Annotated in this window: 22 protein-coding genes; 13 read left to right on the forward strand and 9 right to left on the reverse strand. The window is 38.9% G+C overall.

The features are described 5' to 3' along the window. Nucleotides 1-66: 66 nt before the first annotated feature. Entirely contained in the window at nucleotides 67-915 is an 849-nt protein-coding gene (locus AC0VYV_RS02305) for a YitT family protein (protein ID WP_194220137.1), read from the forward strand. Between the two features lie 48 nt (nucleotides 916-963). Here AC0VYV_RS02305 and AC0VYV_RS02310 read toward each other — a convergent pair whose 3' ends face one another. Both AC0VYV_RS02310 and AC0VYV_RS02315 read right to left on the reverse strand, forming a co-directional pair. Continuing rightward, a complete protein-coding gene (locus AC0VYV_RS02310; RefSeq protein ID WP_283153093.1) occupies nucleotides 964-1,692 on the reverse strand; it encodes a TspO/MBR family protein in 729 nt (242 codons plus the stop codon). Nucleotides 1,693-1,817: 125 nt separating this feature from the next. Next, nucleotides 1,818-2,849: an NADP-dependent oxidoreductase gene (locus tag AC0VYV_RS02315; RefSeq protein ID WP_226616501.1), complete on the reverse strand. Its 1,032-nt coding sequence runs from the start codon at nucleotides 2,847-2,849 to the stop codon at nucleotides 1,818-1,820. Nucleotides 2,850-3,070: 221 nt separating this feature from the next. Between AC0VYV_RS02315 and AC0VYV_RS02320 the strand changes: the two genes are divergently transcribed. Further along, complete coding sequence (locus AC0VYV_RS02320; RefSeq protein WP_475374411.1) at nucleotides 3,071-3,796, forward strand: YqjF family protein; 726 nt, start codon at nucleotides 3,071-3,073, stop codon at nucleotides 3,794-3,796. Nucleotides 3,797-3,810: 14 nt separating this feature from the next. Here the strand turns inward: AC0VYV_RS02320 and rarD are convergent, their stop codons facing one another. After that, nucleotides 3,811-4,752: an EamA family transporter RarD gene (rarD, locus tag AC0VYV_RS02325; protein WP_475368349.1), complete on the reverse strand. Its 942-nt coding sequence runs from the start codon at nucleotides 4,750-4,752 to the stop codon at nucleotides 3,811-3,813. Nucleotides 4,753-4,875: 123 nt separating this feature from the next. Between rarD and AC0VYV_RS02330 the strand changes: the two genes are divergently transcribed. Continuing rightward, on the forward strand, nucleotides 4,876-5,574 hold the full coding sequence (locus AC0VYV_RS02330; protein ID WP_475368350.1) for a VCBS repeat-containing protein: 699 nt from the start codon (nucleotides 4,876-4,878) through the stop codon (nucleotides 5,572-5,574). Between the two features lie 48 nt (nucleotides 5,575-5,622). Here the strand turns inward: AC0VYV_RS02330 and AC0VYV_RS02335 are convergent, their stop codons facing one another. Beyond that, on the reverse strand, nucleotides 5,623-5,748 hold the full coding sequence (locus AC0VYV_RS02335) for a DUF2639 domain-containing protein (RefSeq protein WP_206894414.1): 126 nt from the start codon (nucleotides 5,746-5,748) through the stop codon (nucleotides 5,623-5,625). Between the two features lie 184 nt (nucleotides 5,749-5,932). Here AC0VYV_RS02335 and AC0VYV_RS02340 point away from each other — a divergent pair, with 184 nt between their 5' ends. The 3 genes from AC0VYV_RS02340 (at nucleotide 5,933) to AC0VYV_RS02350 (ending at nucleotide 8,200) form a co-directional block, all read left to right on the forward strand. Then, complete coding sequence (locus tag AC0VYV_RS02340) at nucleotides 5,933-6,301, forward strand: DnaJ family domain-containing protein (protein WP_475368351.1); 369 nt, start codon at nucleotides 5,933-5,935, stop codon at nucleotides 6,299-6,301. A gap of 149 nt (nucleotides 6,302-6,450) precedes the next feature. After that, nucleotides 6,451-7,404, forward strand: a complete 954-nt coding sequence (locus tag AC0VYV_RS02345) for an ATP-binding cassette domain-containing protein (protein ID WP_475374412.1) — start codon at nucleotides 6,451-6,453, stop codon at nucleotides 7,402-7,404. A gap of 4 nt (nucleotides 7,405-7,408) precedes the next feature. Beyond that, nucleotides 7,409-8,200 carry an ABC transporter permease gene (locus AC0VYV_RS02350; protein WP_194220129.1) on the forward strand — a complete coding sequence of 264 codons (792 nt, stop codon included), beginning with the start codon at nucleotides 7,409-7,411 and terminating at the stop codon, nucleotides 8,198-8,200. A 45-nt stretch (nucleotides 8,201-8,245) separates the two neighbouring features. On the opposite strand, the gene AC0VYV_RS02355 is transcribed toward AC0VYV_RS02350, so the two are convergent. Further along, entirely contained in the window at nucleotides 8,246-9,007 is a 762-nt protein-coding gene (locus AC0VYV_RS02355) for a class I SAM-dependent methyltransferase (RefSeq protein ID WP_475374413.1), read from the reverse strand. A 177-nt stretch (nucleotides 9,008-9,184) separates the two neighbouring features. On the opposite strand from AC0VYV_RS02355, the gene AC0VYV_RS02360 reads away from it, so the two are divergent. Next, nucleotides 9,185-10,495: a lysine N(6)-hydroxylase/L-ornithine N(5)-oxygenase family protein gene (locus AC0VYV_RS02360; RefSeq protein WP_475374414.1), complete on the forward strand. Its 1,311-nt coding sequence runs from the start codon at nucleotides 9,185-9,187 to the stop codon at nucleotides 10,493-10,495. 117 nt (nucleotides 10,496-10,612) lie between these two features. Here the strand turns inward: AC0VYV_RS02360 and AC0VYV_RS02365 are convergent, their stop codons facing one another. The 4 genes from AC0VYV_RS02365 to ytvA all read right to left on the reverse strand — a co-directional run bounded on the left by AC0VYV_RS02365 (nucleotide 10,613) and on the right by ytvA (nucleotide 13,474). After that, nucleotides 10,613-11,413 carry an STAS domain-containing protein gene (locus AC0VYV_RS02365; protein WP_475373229.1) on the reverse strand — a complete coding sequence of 267 codons (801 nt, stop codon included), beginning with the start codon at nucleotides 11,411-11,413 and terminating at the stop codon, nucleotides 10,613-10,615. A 67-nt stretch (nucleotides 11,414-11,480) separates the two neighbouring features. Further along, nucleotides 11,481-11,753, reverse strand: coding sequence for an acylphosphatase (locus AC0VYV_RS02370; protein WP_475373230.1), 273 nt, complete (start codon nucleotides 11,751-11,753; stop codon nucleotides 11,481-11,483). Nucleotides 11,754-11,778: 25 nt separating this feature from the next. Continuing rightward, nucleotides 11,779-12,528: a YwaF family protein gene (locus AC0VYV_RS02375; RefSeq protein WP_475366447.1), complete on the reverse strand. Its 750-nt coding sequence runs from the start codon at nucleotides 12,526-12,528 to the stop codon at nucleotides 11,779-11,781. A 157-nt stretch (nucleotides 12,529-12,685) separates the two neighbouring features. Next, entirely contained in the window at nucleotides 12,686-13,474 is a 789-nt protein-coding gene (ytvA, locus tag AC0VYV_RS02380; protein WP_430241554.1) for a YtvA family blue-light photoreceptor, read from the reverse strand. Nucleotides 13,475-13,715: 241 nt separating this feature from the next. Here ytvA and AC0VYV_RS02385 point away from each other — a divergent pair, with 241 nt between their 5' ends. From AC0VYV_RS02385 to AC0VYV_RS02410, 6 genes are all read left to right on the forward strand, one after another. Further along, nucleotides 13,716-14,930 (forward strand): EAL domain-containing protein, encoded by a 1,215-nt coding sequence (locus tag AC0VYV_RS02385; RefSeq protein ID WP_430241552.1) that lies wholly within the window; start codon nucleotides 13,716-13,718, stop codon nucleotides 14,928-14,930. Between the two features lie 134 nt (nucleotides 14,931-15,064). After that, nucleotides 15,065-15,466 carry a secondary thiamine-phosphate synthase enzyme YjbQ gene (locus AC0VYV_RS02390; protein WP_194220122.1) on the forward strand — a complete coding sequence of 134 codons (402 nt, stop codon included), beginning with the start codon at nucleotides 15,065-15,067 and terminating at the stop codon, nucleotides 15,464-15,466. A gap of 2 nt (nucleotides 15,467-15,468) precedes the next feature. After that, nucleotides 15,469-15,939, forward strand: a complete 471-nt coding sequence (locus AC0VYV_RS02395; protein ID WP_475373231.1) for a low molecular weight protein-tyrosine-phosphatase — start codon at nucleotides 15,469-15,471, stop codon at nucleotides 15,937-15,939. After that, on the forward strand, nucleotides 15,936-16,802 hold the full coding sequence (locus tag AC0VYV_RS02400) for a fructosamine kinase family protein (protein WP_475373232.1): 867 nt from the start codon (nucleotides 15,936-15,938) through the stop codon (nucleotides 16,800-16,802). Before AC0VYV_RS02395 ends, AC0VYV_RS02400 begins: the two co-directional genes overlap by 4 nt. Before the next feature lie 74 nt (nucleotides 16,803-16,876). Next, nucleotides 16,877-17,278, forward strand: a complete 402-nt coding sequence (locus AC0VYV_RS02405; RefSeq protein ID WP_475366450.1) for a hypothetical protein — start codon at nucleotides 16,877-16,879, stop codon at nucleotides 17,276-17,278. A gap of 22 nt (nucleotides 17,279-17,300) precedes the next feature. Continuing rightward, a complete protein-coding gene (locus AC0VYV_RS02410) occupies nucleotides 17,301-18,125 on the forward strand; it encodes a YihY/virulence factor BrkB family protein (RefSeq protein WP_430241544.1) in 825 nt (274 codons plus the stop codon). The last annotated feature ends 23 nt before the right edge of the window (nucleotides 18,126-18,148 follow it).

Below are 18,148 nucleotides of genomic sequence, written 5' to 3' on the forward strand. Positions count from 1 at the left end.
CTGAATCCCTATTATAATCCCGATTGTGCTTACGAAACGAAAACAAAACAACGGGAGGGATAATAGATGCTTCATCACATCAAAACTTATCTGCTAATTACTTTGGGTGCGCTCGGTGTTGCTACCCACGTTCATTTCTTTCTATCTCCTAATAGTCTTGCGACGGGGGGAGTCAGTGGTTTATCGATTCTGATGAACCATCTAGTCCCGAACCTGTCAGTCGGAATGTTTATGATCATATTAAACGCAGTACTTTTGTTAGTTGGAATTCTTTTTCTCGGTCCTAAATTCGGTGTTAAAACGATCTATGCAAGTTTCGCTTTATCGCTTGCTGTATGGGCATTTGAACGCTTTATACCAGTAACTGAGCCATTTAGCCAGGATATCCTAATTCAATTAATTATTGGTCAGTGTATTGCTGCAGCAGGTATGGGACTTGTCTTTCATCAGAAAGCTTCTACTGGCGGTACAGATATTATTGCGATGATTCTTAATAAGTATTTCTCTATGGAGGTTGGAAAAGCCGTTCTAATCTCAGATATTTCAATTGCACTATTCTCAGTCGTCTTGTTTGGACCTGAAATCGGAATGTATGCGATCTTTGGTGTCATTCTAAATGGCCTTGTCATTGATTATACGCTTCAGAGCTTTGAAGCTAAGAAAGAGATTGTGATTATCAGTAAAGAAAGTGAAGAAATTCGATCCTTTATTGTTGAAGAGATTGGAAAAGGCGCAACAATCCACACGGCTAGAGGGGCGTTTACTTCTGATGAAAAAGAAGTGATTACAACAATCCTTGGTAGAAAAGATCTTCTTAAATTGAAAAAGCATGTTGGTGTTGTTGATCAGAAAGCCTTTATTACGGTTCACAGTATGAAAGAAATTCTTGGTCAAGATTTTAAATCTCTTGCATAATAGCTTAAAACCCCTTTTCCAGAATGGAAAAGGGGTTTTTACTTATAATTATTTCTTACGTTTAAAAGCATACAGAAGCGTAACGATCAAAATAAGAGCAGCCAGTACATAAGATGAGTAAACGACTAATGGTACGTCTCCATTTTGATTTTTGACACCAATCCCAATAAAGGCCCAAACAAAAACGAGTGGGTAGATCCAATCTTGCTCGCTTTTCAAGAAATAAAGAGCAAGAATTGTCGCGATGATTAATAGTAGGAATGTCCATATCGTATCGGAAATACCAAATCCATCCCAGTCAATGTATGTTAGGTAGTAACTAATGTTGGCGATCGTCGCAACGCTAATCCAACCCAGATAAACGGAAAAAGGTAACAAATCAAAGAAAGAAGCATCTGCTGCTTTCAAATTAGTATAAAGCCTAATGAGTGTGAACAGTAAAAGAAGCATAACGATCACCGATAAGCCGAAGAATTCATAATGCCACATGAAAATCCAAAGACTATTTAGAATGGAACTTAGAACAAATAGTCCACTCGTCTCCTGGTAGATTGGCAAATCTCTCCGACTTTTAGGAAATTGACGAATAACCCATATTCCTAGAAGAAGATAGATCAGCCCCCATATACTAAAAACATAGCCGGCAGGTGTAAAAAGTACGTTCAGTCTATTTGATATTTCTCCTGTCGTTTGCCCATTTAACGGTAGTGCATTTGCAAGGCCATTTACTGTTACGACGAGTATATACGCAATGAGATTAAGAAGAAATTTACCCATAAGGACCTCCTAGAAATAAAGTCTATAGTACATACTATTCCTTCTTAATCTTAAACATAACCGTCTTTTTATGTGCATGAGCACATAGAAAAACCTGCCCCTAATTGAGGGGCAGGTGAGTGTTATTAGCGATTAGGAAGTGTAGCATATTCAGGGTCTGCTACTTTTACAAGTTGTTTACCAAGGTTTGTACCTTCAAAGAGACCAAGGAATGCGTCAGGAACGTTTTCAAATCCTTCCACGATTGTTTCTTCATATTTTAACTTGCCTTCTTGTAACCATTTCCCTAATTGCTCAGCACCTTCATTAAAGCGATCTGAATAATCGCCTACAACGAAGCCTTTCATGAGAGCACTTGATTGGATAAGTTTTGTCTGAACGCGTGGACCAAGATCCGCTTCTTTCTTATTGTAAGAAGAAATTGCGCCGCAAACAGGGATACGAGCAAATTTATTTAGTAGGCTAATGGCAGCATCGCCGATTTCGCCACCAACGTTTTCATAATAAACGTCAATGCCGTCTGGACAAGCTTCTTTTAGCGCTTTGTATACGTCCTGGGTTTTGTAGTTAATTCCTTCATCAAAACCAAGTTCGTTTTTGATATAGTCGATTTTATCGTCTGAACCAGCGATACCTACAACACGGCAGCCTTTGATTTTGGCAATTTGACCAACAACAGAGCCTACTGCTCCAGCTGCGCCTGATACAACGACTGTTTCGCCTTCTTTAGGCTGACCAATATCGAGAAGTCCGAAGTAAGCTGTTTGTCCAGGCATACCAAGGATTCCAAGATGCGTGGTAATTGGAGCGATAGATGGATCAATTTTTCGAAGATGCTTTTCATTCACAACTGAGTATTCTTCCCAGTTTAGGTGGCCAATAACAACATCACCTTGATTAAATTGAGAAGATTTGGATTCGGCAACTTCTGCTACGACACCACCGTTTAATGGTTCGTTGATTTGGAAGGGTGCTACGTATGATTTTGCATCTCTCATACGCCCTCTCATGTAAGGGTCTACTGTAAGGTATAGTGCACGTAGAAGAACTTCTCCATCTTTAGGTGATGGAATGTCCGCTTCAACAATGTTGAAGTGTTCCATTGAAGGCATACCTTCTGGTCGTTTTGCTAGATGAATTTGTCTTTGTTTACTCATTCATAATCCCTCCATTATATGATTGATGCCTCATTCATTTCTTATCTAAGCTGTTCCACCTAAACGGTACCACAAAACATTACAGTTTATCAAAGTATTCGCATTGTAAATAAGCACATCTAAAAACAGTACTTTTCATCTTCTTCAACACATTCAAATTCTCTTTTTTTGAAAAGAATAGACATAATTGGTTATGATACGAAAGAGAGGAGGAAGGTCTATTGAGTCCCAGAACTAGCGGGTGGATTATGAAACAAATGTGGGAGGATCTTTTGTTCCTACACTGGTCTGTTGATCGCTATTGGCTTCAATCCATGCTTCCACCTCAGCTAGAAGTAGATACGTTTGAAGGGGAGGCATGGATTGGAATCGTTCCATTTGAAATGAATCAAATTCGGTTTCGTGGCTTACCTTCGGTTCCATTTGCTTCAAAACTACTTGAGCTTAATGTGCGGACTTATGTGAAATATGGCCAGAAACGTGGCGTGTATTTCTTTAGCCTTGATGCTAGTCATAGAGCAGGTGTTATGATGGCGAGAAATCTTTTTCACCTTCCTTACCTTCAAGCAAAAATGGGTAAAAAAAGTGATGGAAAGCAAATTAGCTTTTGGTCTTCAAGAACACATAAGGGTGTTGAAAAAGCCGATTACCATATTATTTATGAACCACTAGGAACATCTTATGAAGCGCGAAAAGGAGATCTTGATTTTTGGCTTACAGAAAGAGATCGGCTTTTTATTGTAAGAGGAAATAAAGTATTTCAGGGGAAAATTAAGCATGATCGATGGCCACTTCAAAAGGTTGATGTTGCTGTTCTTCGTGATACTCTCTCACACCCATATCACTACTCTGATCAAGTTGTTACTCATTTCTCTAAGAAGGTGACAACTTATTTGTGGCCATTTGAGAATGTAACCCAGACAGGAAAACCCCTTCACATTAAGTAAAGGGGTTTTTGATATTACGATTCTAGTGAATGCTTTCTTTGAAATGAGCGGGGTTCTATGCGACGGAATATTTTGGTGCGAGCAAGGGTGAAAATAACCAGTGCTGCCCAAATTAAAGCAAAACTGACTAAGTGCACAGAAGTAAACGACTCTCCATAGAGGAATACACCTTGTATGAGCATTAAAGTAGGTGCGATGTATTGAAGAAAACCAATCATCGAAAGCGAAATGCGGTTTGCCCCGCTTGCAAAAAGCAACAGTGGTACAGCAGTGACAATTCCAGCGCCTAGTAATAATCCGAAAAGAGTGACGTCTTCTAAATACATGGCATCTGCCACACTAGTACGCACTGTTATTAAATAAATTAACGCAAATGGCGTAATGAATAGCGTCTCAATCGTTAGTCCTGTTAAAGCACCAAGTCTCGCTTTTTTCTTCAATAAACCATAGAGCCCAAAGCTCATGGCCAGGATGAGAGAGACCCATGGTATTTCTCCAAATCGAAAGACGAGATTTAATACGCCAATTGTCGCAAGAGCAAATGAAATGAGTTGCCAGAAGGAAAGCCTTTCTTTTAAGAATAGAATACCTAGAAGAACGCTAATTAATGGGTTGATATAGTATCCAAGGCTGGTTTGAATGACGTGATCATGATTGACAGCCCATATGAATGCATACCAGTTTATAGTGATGAATACGGATGCAAAAGCGATCGCTGCTAGCTTCTTCGGCTGACGAAAAATACCGAGAAGCTCTATTTTAAATGAAGTTAATTTCCTCAGCACGATTAATATGATAATCATAAAAGCAAAGGACCAGATGATCCTATGAGCTAACACTTCTTCAGATGGTACTTGCCCGACGAGCTTCCAATATAGTGGGAGAATACCCCATAAGAAATAGGCGCCGGCACCCGAAAGTATCCCAAACATTTGTTCATTATCTGAAAATTTCATCGTTTTTCCTCGTTTCCATAAGATCACTTCACACTAGTTTAGCTTCCTTTCCAAATCATTACAACGAAAAAGCGTTCGTCTATGAACATAGACTGTTACATAAAGCGAAAGGGGCTGGAAGCAATGAGAGCAGCGCGCATTTTATTAGATCAGAAGGTGGGAGACGTAACAGGGAACGGCATTCCTGATCTTGTGACCCTTACTGGTAATAAACCATTTGGAGATGATTCACCGTTAGTCGATAGCGTGGTTCTAACGATCAAAAACGATGCCACAGCGATCGATGTCTCTTTTGCTCTTCCGGGTAGTAGTGGCTATAACCCGACCCTTTATTTGGGTGATTTTACCGGGAACAAAGTGAAGGAAATATTAGTGCGTTCTGATTCTGGAGGGAGTGGAGGAATTACGTATGACTTTTTGTATTCCTATCTAAATCAAACCCTGAGGTTACTTTTTGATCAACAGAGTTTCTATGAAGCTTTTACTTATGATGTATACTACCTTGATTATTATCAAGCGAAGGTTGAAAATAAAACGTTAAATCAAAACTATATTGTGAGTCTTCTTTATAAAGGAGAAGAGTATCTTTCGGAAATTTATAAGGAGAACGGGCAATTAAAAGCCCCGATAAAGGGAAGTGTCTTGCCTCCTGGAGGCGTATATCCAATTGATTTGCAGCGTGACGGAGTTGATGAATTGTTGGTCTATCAGAGAGTAATCGGAAAATATAACGCGGATGGGCTAGGTTTTCTTTCTACACCACTTCAGTGGAAAGAAAACCAGTTCGTTCCTATGTATCAATCTTTATGTATATTTGGATAGAGAGTATGTAAGAAAAGGGGGATGTGATCCCCCTTTGGAATTTCGTTTTTATTGCTTTTCAAGAAGAGATGCAAGTACGTGTTTCTTGAATTTCTCTGTCTTGCGTCCTTCAATGTAACGTACATCATGTTTTTTAAGCTGTTCAACGTACCAGCCTTTGCTTCCGTAATGCATCGAACCATCCTTTCTCTATTGAAAATTCTATAAGGAGTATTCAATAAACCTTAACCGTGAACCATGTTATCATCCATTGCTCTCTATGAAAAGGGGAAAAGTCTATTTTTTTGAAGGAATTTTGTTACAGGATTCATGACAATTCATAAACAACAAAGGATAATCAAAGTAAGGAGGGATGTGCATGGATTTTGCCTGGCTTGTGGCAGAGGATAAGATTAAAACAGCATTGAAAAATGGTGATTTTGACGATCTACCTGGTAAAGGAAAACGACAGAATCTTGAGGATTTATCGATGATTCCAGAAGATCTTAGAATAGCCTATAAAGTTCTAAAGAATAGTGGCTATCTCCCTGAAGAAATGGATTTAAAAAATGAGTTACTGTCTCTAGAAAAACTTCTTGAGTATTGTGAGGATGATAGGGAGAAAGAGCGTTTAAAGCAGCGAATTTCAGAAAAGCAGCTTCGTTACAATAAGCTTTATCAGGAAAGACGCTTCCGTTTAACTAAAGAATATCAGCCTAAAGTGCAAAAGAAACTAACCGAATGGTAATTGCCCCCTTTGAATTCAATTTAAGGGGGTTCTTATTTGAACGACCACACTCTATTAAAGGAGAAATTTATACTAAGGCGAATGTAAGTATAACAGCGCGGGCGTGTTTCCTTGCAGAAAAGCCTTCCAACAATAGAGGGGGATAGAGAATGGATGGGTCTATATCAGTACATGAGCTAGTTAAAACGTATAAAGGTGATGTGAAAGCTGTCCAGGGCGTCCAGGGCGTAAGTTTTGAGGTAGCTGAAGGCGAATTTTTTGCCTTTCTCGGCCCAAATGGTGCAGGTAAATCTACGACAGTTCAGATTCTTACTACGCTTGTGAAACCAACGACAGGAAGCATTCGCATTGGTGGTGTTGATGTTGGGGAAGAACCTGAACGGGTGCGATGGAATATTGGCGTGGCTCTACAAGAAACGGGTATCGATCCAGTGTTGACGGGGAGAGAGTTAATTGAAATGCAGGCAAGACTATTTGGTTTTAGTAAGAAAGAAGCCAAAACAAGAGCTGTAGAGTTACTTACCCTTGTTGACTTAAATGATGCAGCAGATCGTCCATGTGGAAAGTATTCTGGGGGAATGAGACGGAGGTTGGACCTCGCGCTCACCTTAGTTCATAAGCCTAAAATCCTTTTTCTTGATGAACCAACAACTGGACTTGATCCATCGAATCGAAAAGCCATTTGGAAGGAAATTAAGCGGTTGAATAAAGAAGAAGGAACGACGATATTCCTAACAACCCAATATCTTGAAGAAGCTGACCAACTTGCTGATCGAATCAGTATCATCAATCAGGGAAAAATCGTCGCATCCGGAAGTGCCGAAGAGTTAAAAAGGACGCTCGGATTTGATGCGATTCAACTTGTGTTCGATGAGGTTGATGAAGCGGAGCGAGCAAGTAAAACGCTAGCCGATCTTGCAGAGAATATTGAGCAATCAAAAGAAGAGATTACACTTTACACTAAGAATGGAACACAACTTCTATCAGAGCTTGTTCGTAAGCTTGATGAACACAACCTTTCCCCAAAAACATTGAATGTAAAGCCACCATCTTTAGATGATGTATTTATTAATGTGACGAACGAGCAAAAGGAAAGGGCGTGAAGCTATGGGGGAGCAAAAGAAAGGCTCTTTTCTTGTAGATACACTGGTTTTCACAAAGAGAAGTATCATAACAATCATTCGGAATCCATTGATTTTCATTCCTAATTTAATCATTAGTCTTTTCTTTTTGTTTGTTTATGAAGGAGGATTAAGTGGGATTTCAGAGCTTCCTGCATTTGAAGGAGCAAACTACCTTGCCTTTATTTTACCTGTCTCTATCGTTTCAGCTGCGATCGGGGGAGCAGGTGGAGCTGGGCAAGCGCTGGTTAAGGATTTAGAAAATGGATACTTTTCACGTCTTCTTCTTACCCCTTCCTCAAGACTTGCTATCGTACTTGGTCCGATTATTGCGGGAATGCTGCAGCTGCTCATTCAAACGGTGTTAATTCTAGTAGTTGCTTATTTTCTTGGTCTAGAAGTTGCAGCAGGATTTGGTGGAGTAATCGTCGTTCTTTTATTAACGCTTGGGTGGGGCCTTGCTTTTGCAGGGTATTCAGTTGGTGTAGCGTTACGAACAAAGAATGCTCAATCTGCACAAGCAGGGACTTTTGTATTCTTTCCACTTATTTTTCTTAGCACAACTTTTGTTCCCTATGAATTGATTGAAGCAGGTTGGTTAAAAGTGGCGGCAACGATTAATCCGACGACATATTTATTTGAAGCGATGCGCTCCGTGTTTATTGATGGTTGGGAAGCTTGGCCGCTTATTAGAGGATTTCTGGTCATAGGTCTGTTATGTGCTATTACGATTAGTTTCTCAGCGGTAAGTGCCTCCAAAGCGGTAAGTGCTGATTAAGAGAAAAAAGCTCGCATTTTATTGCGGGCTTTTTTAAAATATAGGCTATTTTTTAGCTGCATGTAGAATAAAGCGGTGTGAAGGTATATCAATAAATCCGTTATTTTCTATATTTTTATGTAAGCGATAAAGGGCGTTTCGGTAGCGGTCGATCGAGAAGTTAGGAATTTGCCATGGAATCGCTTTTAAATAATAAATGACTGCACCAATGTCATAAAAACGTGTAGAAGGAAAAGATTCTTTAGCATCTACAATGGAAAAGCCGGAAGATTCCAGTTCTTGAACGGCATAATTCAAGTTCCAATGATCGTATTCAGACTTCATTGGAGCATCCAACACTCGATTTAGTTCTTTCATATCTTCCCCGCCAACCTGCTGAGTAATAAAAGCTCCATTAGCGGATAGTATACGATGGACTTCCTTTGGAGAGTAGGAATCATGCTTGTTCATCACGAATTGAAATTCAGCATCTAAAAAAGGAAGAGTATCGTCATCCTCGAATCCTTTTACAATGACTCCTTCAGGCTCAAGTCTTGATTTGGCAATTGGAAGGTTAGGGGGATAGGCTTCAGTTGCTGCTAACTTCTTTGGAAATGGCTTTAATGCTTCAAGAAATTCTCCGCCGCCAGTACCCATATCAAGTACACTGTGGCTAGAGCGGAAATAGTGTAGAACATAAGAAGTGTACGACCACGGAAGCGGTTCGCCGTTCATTCTTTCTGTATTTGTAATATAAGAAAAATCCCAACCTGAGACCGGTGTTTCGATGTCTTTAAGGTGAAATTCAAATGCTTGATCTGTTATCACGTATAACCCCTCCTGTTATTAATTACCATTATAGCAGGGGAGATGTAGAGAGTGAGAAAAAGTTAATATAATCAATTAGGATTTAAAACTACAGAGATTAGGGTAAAACAAGATATGCGAACATTCGATTGAATCGATACTGCAAACCAAGTGAATCTGGAATGGAGATTAAAGGACGTGAAGACATTGAATACAGCTAAGTTATATGATCTTATAGGAATTGGGATTGGGCCGTTTAATTTAGGGATGGCTGCACTTGCAGATGAGACAGAAGTAGAAGCGATTTATTTTGATCAGAAAGAAGAATACAATTGGCATCCAGGGATGTTGATTGATGGAGCGGATCTTCAGGTTCCATTTCTTGCAGATTTGGTTACCATTGCAAATCCAAAAAGCCCTTATACTTTTATTAATTACTTACATGAGCATGATCGACTTTATCAGTTTTATTTTTTTAATAAATTTGATATACCGAGAAAAGAATACAACGCTTATACTAAATGGGTTGCGTCACAATTAAATAATTGTTTCTTTGGTCAAAAAGTAATTGATGTTCTTTATGATAAAGAAAAAGCATGTTATGACGTTACGATTGAAGAGGTAAAGACGGGTCGAACAGAGACCTTGCAAGCAAAGCATGTCGTCCTAGGAACAGGAAGTGTGCCAAATATACCTGATGGCTTCGACTCATATCCACCTGAAGATGTTCTTCATACAAATCATTATCTATATCACGAGAAAGAGTTGAAAAAATCACGTTCAGTAACAGTGATCGGGTCAGGGCAAAGTGCTGCAGAAGTGTTTTATGATTTGCTTCATGACCAGGAGAAGTACGGCTATCATTTGAACTGGTTGACTCGATCAGCAGGTTTTTTTCAATTAGAATCAGCTAAGCTAGGGCAGGAAGTATTCTCGCCTGATTATGTTAGCTATTTTCACGGCCTTTCGTTTGACGACCGGAAAGATGCTCTTTCAACACTTGGAACTTTAAGAAAAGGCATAGATTCATCTACATTAAAGAATATTTATCACCTTCTTTACCATCGATCCTCTGAGGGTTCGCTAGATGTGATGATACAACCTTTATCTGAGGTAAATGGTATTGAAAAGAGAGGTAAGCACTATGAACTTGCGTGTAGACAGTGGCAAGAAAATCATGAATTCCAAACGACTACGGATAAAGTTGTTCTTGCGACTGGATATAAACCTCACTTCCCTGAATGGTTTAGACGGATAGAAGACGAAATTGAATGGGAAGATGAGAATCGATTTAAAGTAGAGATGGATCAGCAGCTGGTCTTTAAAGATGGAAGAGAGAACCACATCTTTACGTTAACAAATCTCGATCATTCTCACGGAACAGGAGCAACAAACCTTGCCCTTTCTGTTGAGCGAAACAAGCGCGTGTTGAACTTCGTAGCAGGAAGATCCTTATACAAAGTTAATACAAATACCGTTTTCCAACAGTTTTCTAGTAAAGGAATGTAGGTCTTGGAGTGGATAACGTAAAGATCTTTAAAAGCGATACGGAATCACACTAGAAAAAAGGACTCCCCAACTTATCATGTTTGGGAAGTCCTTTTTCTTTCACCAGGATAAGTGATATTAGTGATTCTCGTCACGTTCTTTCAATATGAGTGAATATCCTTCAAGATTAACAACATGGTTAATACCCTGACGAAACGTTGAAAATGTAGGAATCTTTGGATCAAGATCAAGATTCATTAACCATTGCACAACCCGCTTCGTGATTCCCACATAAACGACAAGAATGCCCATCAAAGAGAGCGACTTTGTCATCGTCTCGCATAAGGCTTGTGCCGAGCTCGCATTCAATTCAGATAGCCCAGAGAAGTCAAGCAGAACATAATCCGTATTGTTAGCTGCACAATAATTTAATGTGTTGTCAATAAGCTTTTCTGACCTTTCCTCATTCATGGTGCCGATGAGAGGAATAAGGATAGCATTATCAATAATGGTTGGAATAATCGCTGAAGATAGTTCACTAACAAGTTTTTTGTTTTCCTGAAGCTCCTTTTGCTTTTCTGTTACATCGCGCCAGACAAGTAGATAACCAGTTTTTTCACCTGATTCGTTAAGGTATTCAGAAATAACGATACTAGCTGCAAATCGGTCAAATAAGGTAATGGTACTTTCATATGGCAACTGATAGAGCAAAATGTTTCTTTGGTGTGAAGGATTTTGATGGAACTCATCAATGCTTTTCCCGATTAGTTCTGAAGGGTGATTAATAGGTAAATAGGGTATAAGTGACTTAAGTAGCATTTCTGCACGTTCATTAAACCACACAATACGTAAATCTAAATCGCATACAAATATATTATCGCCTAAACTATTAAGCGCCCTTGTTGTCTCACTATGTGAAAAAAAAGTCGTTTCTGCCAACTCATTACCTCCGCAAATTTAACTAACATATTAATCATATTATAATTCAAAGCATACCAATTGCCTATTAATAACGAATAGTAAAAGACCTTTCATTCTCATTGACTTCTTTTTCTTCCATAATCACGTTATCAACGACGGAATAGGGGCTACCTGATTCTAGTGCAGAGTGAAATTGGGTCATAGTGGCTTCTTCTCCTTGTGCTTCCACTTCAACAGAGCTATCCATTCGATTCATGACATAGCCAGTAAGGCCATATTGGGCTGCTTTTTGCTGTGTATATGCTCGGAATCCTACACCTTGAACTCTTCCTTTAATAATATAATGATACCGTTTCATCTGGCTTCATCCTTTCAAAGTAGTCCTATATAGTACTTTTCCTATTTGTTGTTCTATTAAACGAGTTGCTCTTCAGTATATAGAACGGAAGATAAAGAAGATGGAAGGCGATAATGGTAATGCCTTCGAGTGAAAGTAAGTATAATGGCCATGGTCCTAAGTAGTCCAAAATGGTATGACTATGCGGCTTATTCATTAAGAACATATAGTTTGAACCGATGCTAAGATTGATTGCAAATAACACAGCTACATATAAATTCAGAGTAGTAAAGGCCGTCCATATTGAGCGATAGGAGGGGATATATTTATCAACGGCAATAAATAACCATGATGTTAGAACAATCCCGCCGTGAGCTACAAAAAAATGAAAAAATCGAAAGTGTGGATAAGAATAGAAGCCAAGATCAGGGGTGATCATGGCGAGTAGGGCGCTAGACGTCCCTACGAAATAAGTTATTTCAAACAATCCCCTCTGTTTTGTTATTAGAAGAGCAACAGATAAAAGAAGTGAAATGCTACTTAATTGAAGAGGTAAAGTCGTAGTAATGCTCCATTCGCTATAGTAAATAAACCAGAGATGAAAGCTCCCCTCTGACAGTAATAAAGCAGTGGCAATCATTATTCGCATCGCAAGATTTGCACGATTTTCTTTTAAGACTGATTTGAAGCAAAAGATAAGCAACATCATAATCCCTAAAGTAAACAACGCTGATAGATGAGGAAAAGAAAAAAGAGCAAAGCGGTTGTCTGTCGACCAGGAGAAAAAAGTTTCCATTCCTAAAAAACCTCTATTCTAATCAAGTAAGCTATTATAAAAAAGCCAAAAGCGTTTATTCGAAAGCTTTTGGCTCCATTTATTGAGATTGTTAAAGAATCTGTTCATAGTATTTTGATGAAGAAAAACCACTAAATGGCTAGCTCAGTTCAATCCTTTAATTGATTGTAATGAGAGCGTGCTGAACAGATGGAAAGCTTTTGACGGAAGACAGGGAGAAGTCAGCTTGTACACCTTCTAAGACAAAGTCAGGTCTAGCTCCGGTTAGCATTAGTTCAGCTCCCATTAGCTTAATGAGCTGATGGAGTTGATAGACTCCTTTATGAAGTTCAGAAGTGAAATGGCTGACACCAGAAAGGTCGATAATTAAGTATTCATCTCCGCTCTTCTGAATATGGGCACTTACGTTCTTTAGAATGAGATCGATTCGTTCGTCATCAATGTGCCCAACTATTGGAACGATCGAGACTTTACGGTCAATTGGAACGATAGGAGTGGATAAACGTTTCACCTGTTCGAAATAATGTTCAGATCGTTCTTCGGCCATTTTGCGTTTAGTAACATCCTGCTGTACCCCTACAAAAAATGTTTGATGTTCACTTTCGAAGTAGACTGGGTAAATTTGGAGTTCATTCCAAAAGAACTCTCCATTTTTTTTATAATTTTTGATTTCAACTTTGATTTTCTCTTTATTTTGAATAGCGGAACGTAATTGAGCAACCGTTTCTTTATCGCTATCCGCTCCTTGTAAAAAACGACAATTATTCCCGATAATTTCATCGGTTGAATATCCGCTTAATTTCTCGAAACCTTCATTTGTATAAACAATTGGATTATCGGGAAGCTCAGGATCGGTAATGACGACTCCTGTATCTACATATTCTATTGCTGTTCTAACGAATTCATTTCTTTTCATACGCTTAAGCTGTTCTTTGTTTACTTTCATAGCTTACAGCTCCATGACGTCATATTTCTCATTTGATCATCACCTTTTAAATTGAATGGTACTACTAGTATAAATCGCTCTCGTAGAAAAACCAATGAAAACCCATTTATTCGACTAGCTTATAAAAATGTTCAGATAATAAACTGAAAAAATCAGACAAATAAGATAGAGATATAAAGGATATTTAGTATTCATGCTATAATAAAAGTATTTATTTTGATTGAACGGGAGGGGTTATGTAATGGATGCACTTGATGTTATGGGAAAAAAAGAAGAGATCTTCCCATACTTCCAGCCTATTGTTAGTGCTGATAAGCAGCAAATTATCGGGTATGAAGTTCTCGGGAGAATTCGAACAGAAGAAGGAATAGATAGTCTCGGATTCTTTTTTCAAGATCAGTCTATACCTGAAGAGTACATATTAGAAATTGATTCACATATTCGAAGTCAAGCGATTGATATTCTTTTAGAGCGCGGAAACGGTCAGAGCCTATTCTTTAATTCGAGTGCCAGGCACCTTCTTTATGACCATGGTGAAACTTTCACAAACGATCTTGAAGAGTATGCGAATAAGGGGATCGCTTATGAACAAATTGTCATAGAGGTTTCTGATTATGATATTGAAGATGAAGCATTACAGACTCTTCAGCATATCCTTACGTATTATAAGAGTCTTGGTGTACAAGTAGCTGTTAGCCATGCAGGTAATACGATGAGTAATATTGAAAAAATTGCTATTCTTAATCCCAATATTATTAAGGTTGGTTTATTGAATTTGAAAGATAAAGGTATGCCTCCAGAATATCGAGAAGTTTTGTATGCCTTATCTATGTTAGGAAGAAAAATTGGTTCAACTCTACTGTTTGAAGGAATTGAAGGAGTAGGTCAGCTAAAATATGCATGGGAGAACGGCGGGCGTTATTATCAGGGATACTATCTTGGTAAGCCTAGAGCAGATTATCTTGATGTTAACCAATATAAATCTTTGTTAACAAATGAATTTCAACATTTTATCACGCATGAGAGAAAGCGTCTTCTCTCGCTTTATGAGCTGTCTCAAGACTTTAATCGTCATTTGCAGCAGCACATAAAAAGGAGCAGGCAAAATGATTGGAATACGATGGTAGCTGAAGCTGCCCATTCACTTGGTGAAGCTTGTTTTAGAGGCTACATTTGTGATGAAGACGGTCATCAAGTTTCGTCTAACTATTATAGAAATGGAGAAGGAGGGTGGGAGTTTCAGCCTGAATATGAAGGCGATAATTGGAGCTGGCGTCCATATTTTCTCGAAAATATCGTGAGGATGAAGCATGAAAAGGTTGGGATATTGTCTGACCTATATAGTGATATTGAAACAAATGAGCTCATCCGGACTTACTCTTATCCTATAAATGAATCTTATTACTTGTTTCTAGATATACCATACCTCTATCTTTATGAACGAGATGACTACTAGAGAGTGGTGAACACAAGCTCCGTAGAAAGTCATTGTTCCACGTGGATTGCGTCATATAGAAAGTTTGTGGCAAGACTAGAGTGAAAAGAGGCTTTTAAGGGTAGTAGTAAGATAGTAGCTATAGGAGGGATCAGATGCTAAAAAAAATATCTGTTAAAACAAATCGTCGAGATGAAATGATTGATATTACCTCAGAGGTTAAAAAGGTTATCCGTGATGAGAATCTTAAACAGGGGACTGTTCTCGTCTATTCCGCTCATACAACGGCTGGTATTACGATTAATGAGAATGCTGATCCAGATGTAAAGCACGATATGCTTATGCGATTAGATGAAGTGTATCCATGGGAGCACGAAAAATACCAACATGCTGAGGGAAACTCTGCTTCTCATCTTAAAACAAGTACAGTAGGTGCATCGCAAACGATCATTGTAGAAGAGGGTAGTCTTATTCTTGGCACGTGGCAAGGCATTTATTTCTGTGAGTTCGATGGCCCACGTAACCGTACCGTTTATATCAAAACAATGGAGGGATAACGATGATCCGAGTCTTATTCGTTTGTCTAGGAAACATCTGTCGTTCACCAATGGCGGAAGCAGTCCTAAGGTCGAAAGTAGCACAAGCTGGATTATCGGATCAGATTGAAATTGATTCAGCTGGTATAGGTGATTGGCATGTAGGAGAACCTCCTCATGAGGGAACTCGGGAAATTCTTTTAAAGCAACAAATTTCAGTGGATGGAATGAAAGCAAGACAAGTGAAGGAAGGCGATCTTTCTCAATTTCACTATGTGATTGCAATGGACGCAAGTAATCTTGGAGAACTTCATGAAATGGCGGGAATGAACTCATCGAGCTCAATTTCACGATTGATGGACTACGTAAGCGAAAGTGAGATTGAAGATGTACCTGATCCTTATTTTGAAGGGAATTTTGAAGAAGTTTACCAAATGGTTGAAGAGGGCTGTTCAAAATTACTTGAACATATTAGAGATGAAGAGGGCATATGAAGCTTGATATTGAAAAAGCGATTGTAGAAACAGGTGATCGAACTTCAATTGTCGATATGCAGCCTGTTTTAGGAGGCTCGATAAATCAGGCATTTTACGTTCGAACGAAAGAGCGGGAATACTTTGCGAAAATAAATAAAACAGCTTCTGAACAATTTTTTCTAGCTGAGAAAAAAGGCCTTGAACGATTACGGAATAATGGATTGATGGTACCAAATCCCCTTCTACTTAAGGGGCGTGATGAAACAGAAATGGTTTTTCTGATGGAATGGATTCGTTCCAAACCATCTGATGAAACAGGCGATCGGAGACTAGGTAGTCTTGTTGCAAAAATGCATCAACAGCATTCCAATCAGGTTGGTCTGAATGAGCCCAATTTTATAGGAGAGCTAACTCAATTAAACAGCCCTTCTTCCAATTGGGTTACGTTCTACAGAGATTTGCGTCTTGGGGCCATGCAGGGGCTAGCAATTGAAAAGGGGAGGATCTCAAGGGAGCGTGACCGCCGCTTAACGCAACTCCGCCAGAGGCTTGATTCAATCATAGGGCATAAACCATCTTTTTCACTTTTACATGGTGATCTTTGGGGTGGTAATTGGTTGTATGGTGAGAATGGGCAACCTTATTTAATTGATCCTGCTGTTTATTTTGGTGACCGAGAAGTAGATATCGCATTTACATATTTATTTGGTGGTTATTCAAAAACGTTCTACGAGCAATATGAAGCTGATTATCCGTTAGAGAAAGAATTTGAGGAGCGAATTCCGATCTATCAGTTATATTATCTTCTTGTTCATTTGATCTTATTTGGGGAAAGCTATGGAAATGCGGTAGATCGAATACTGCAAAAGTACACACTCTGAATGTTATGAAGGCGTTTCATAAGCGTGAATAAAGGGAATTAAATCGCATCTTTATATAACAAGGAGGAAATCAAATGGGTCAGACATATTCAGGCGGTAGTCAAAATAAACTGTTTAAGGCAGTCCTTATTGGTGGATTAGCAGGCGCACTTATTTCACTGTTCGATCGAGGAACGAGAGAATCCATTCAAAACGGATCAAAAAAAGCAGGCACTATTTTGCGTGATGTTAAGAATAATCCATCATACTATACGGATAAATGGAAGCAAACCGTAGATGATGCAAGCGGGCTAATGAAGGAAGTACAAGATGACATTTCAACCCTGTCTCAGAAATTCAATGGATTGAAAGAAAGTTCGGTTGAAGCGTTTAATCTTGTCAAAGAAACACAGGACGATCTTAAAGAAATAGGCTCGAGAGTTGTGGAAGCTGGTGAAGAATTAACTGGCAACACTAACGATAAATTGACACATTAATTGAGCCGCAGGAGGGTATATGGTGGATGCATCATTAGGGCAATTTTCGAAACAGCTATTTTCAAGAATAAAAGAACACCAAGTAACCGACTTATCGGCACAGCTTGCTTACTATTTTTTATTATCGCTGTTTCCGTTTCTGATCTTTGCGATTACCCTCCTCACTCATTTTGATTTCTCTCAGGATCAAATTCTTGATTTAATTGCGCAATACGCACCTTCTGAATCATTTGTGACCATTCAAGAAAATCTTATTCTCGAAGATGGAGCACGTAAAGGTCTTTTATCATTTGGGATTATCGCAACAATTTGGTCAGCATCTAATGCAATCAATGCGATCATTAAGTCACTTAACCGAGCATATAACGTACAGGAAAGTCGACATTTTTTACTAGCGAGAGGATTATCGATTCTATTGTCGTTAGCGATGATCTTTGTAATCGTTGTGGCACTCGTTTTACCCGTATTTGGGGAAACGTTATGGCGGTTTTTTGTATCGTTCTTTGAATTACCTGAATCATTAAGTTTTATGTTTGCGATCATCCGGTGGACTTTAAGCCTATCCATTATGATTGTGGTTTTTATGTTTATCTACTACTATGCTCCAAATAAACGGCTAAACTATAAAGATGTGTTGCTAGGGTCTGTGTTTGCTTCGGTAGCTTGGCAGCTTGTATCATTAGCCTTTTCCTACTACATCAATAACTTTAGCAACTATTCTGCTACATACGGAAGTCTTGGAGGGGTTATTGCCCTTATGCTTTGGTTCTATCTCACTGGCCTTGTGATTATCATAGGAGGCGAAGTGAACGCGACCTCAAATTATTTCAGGAAAAAAGCCCAATAGAGCTAGCGGCGATATGCTGCTAT

This window comes from Anaerobacillus sp. QJM3NY_17, assembly GCF_056173665.1.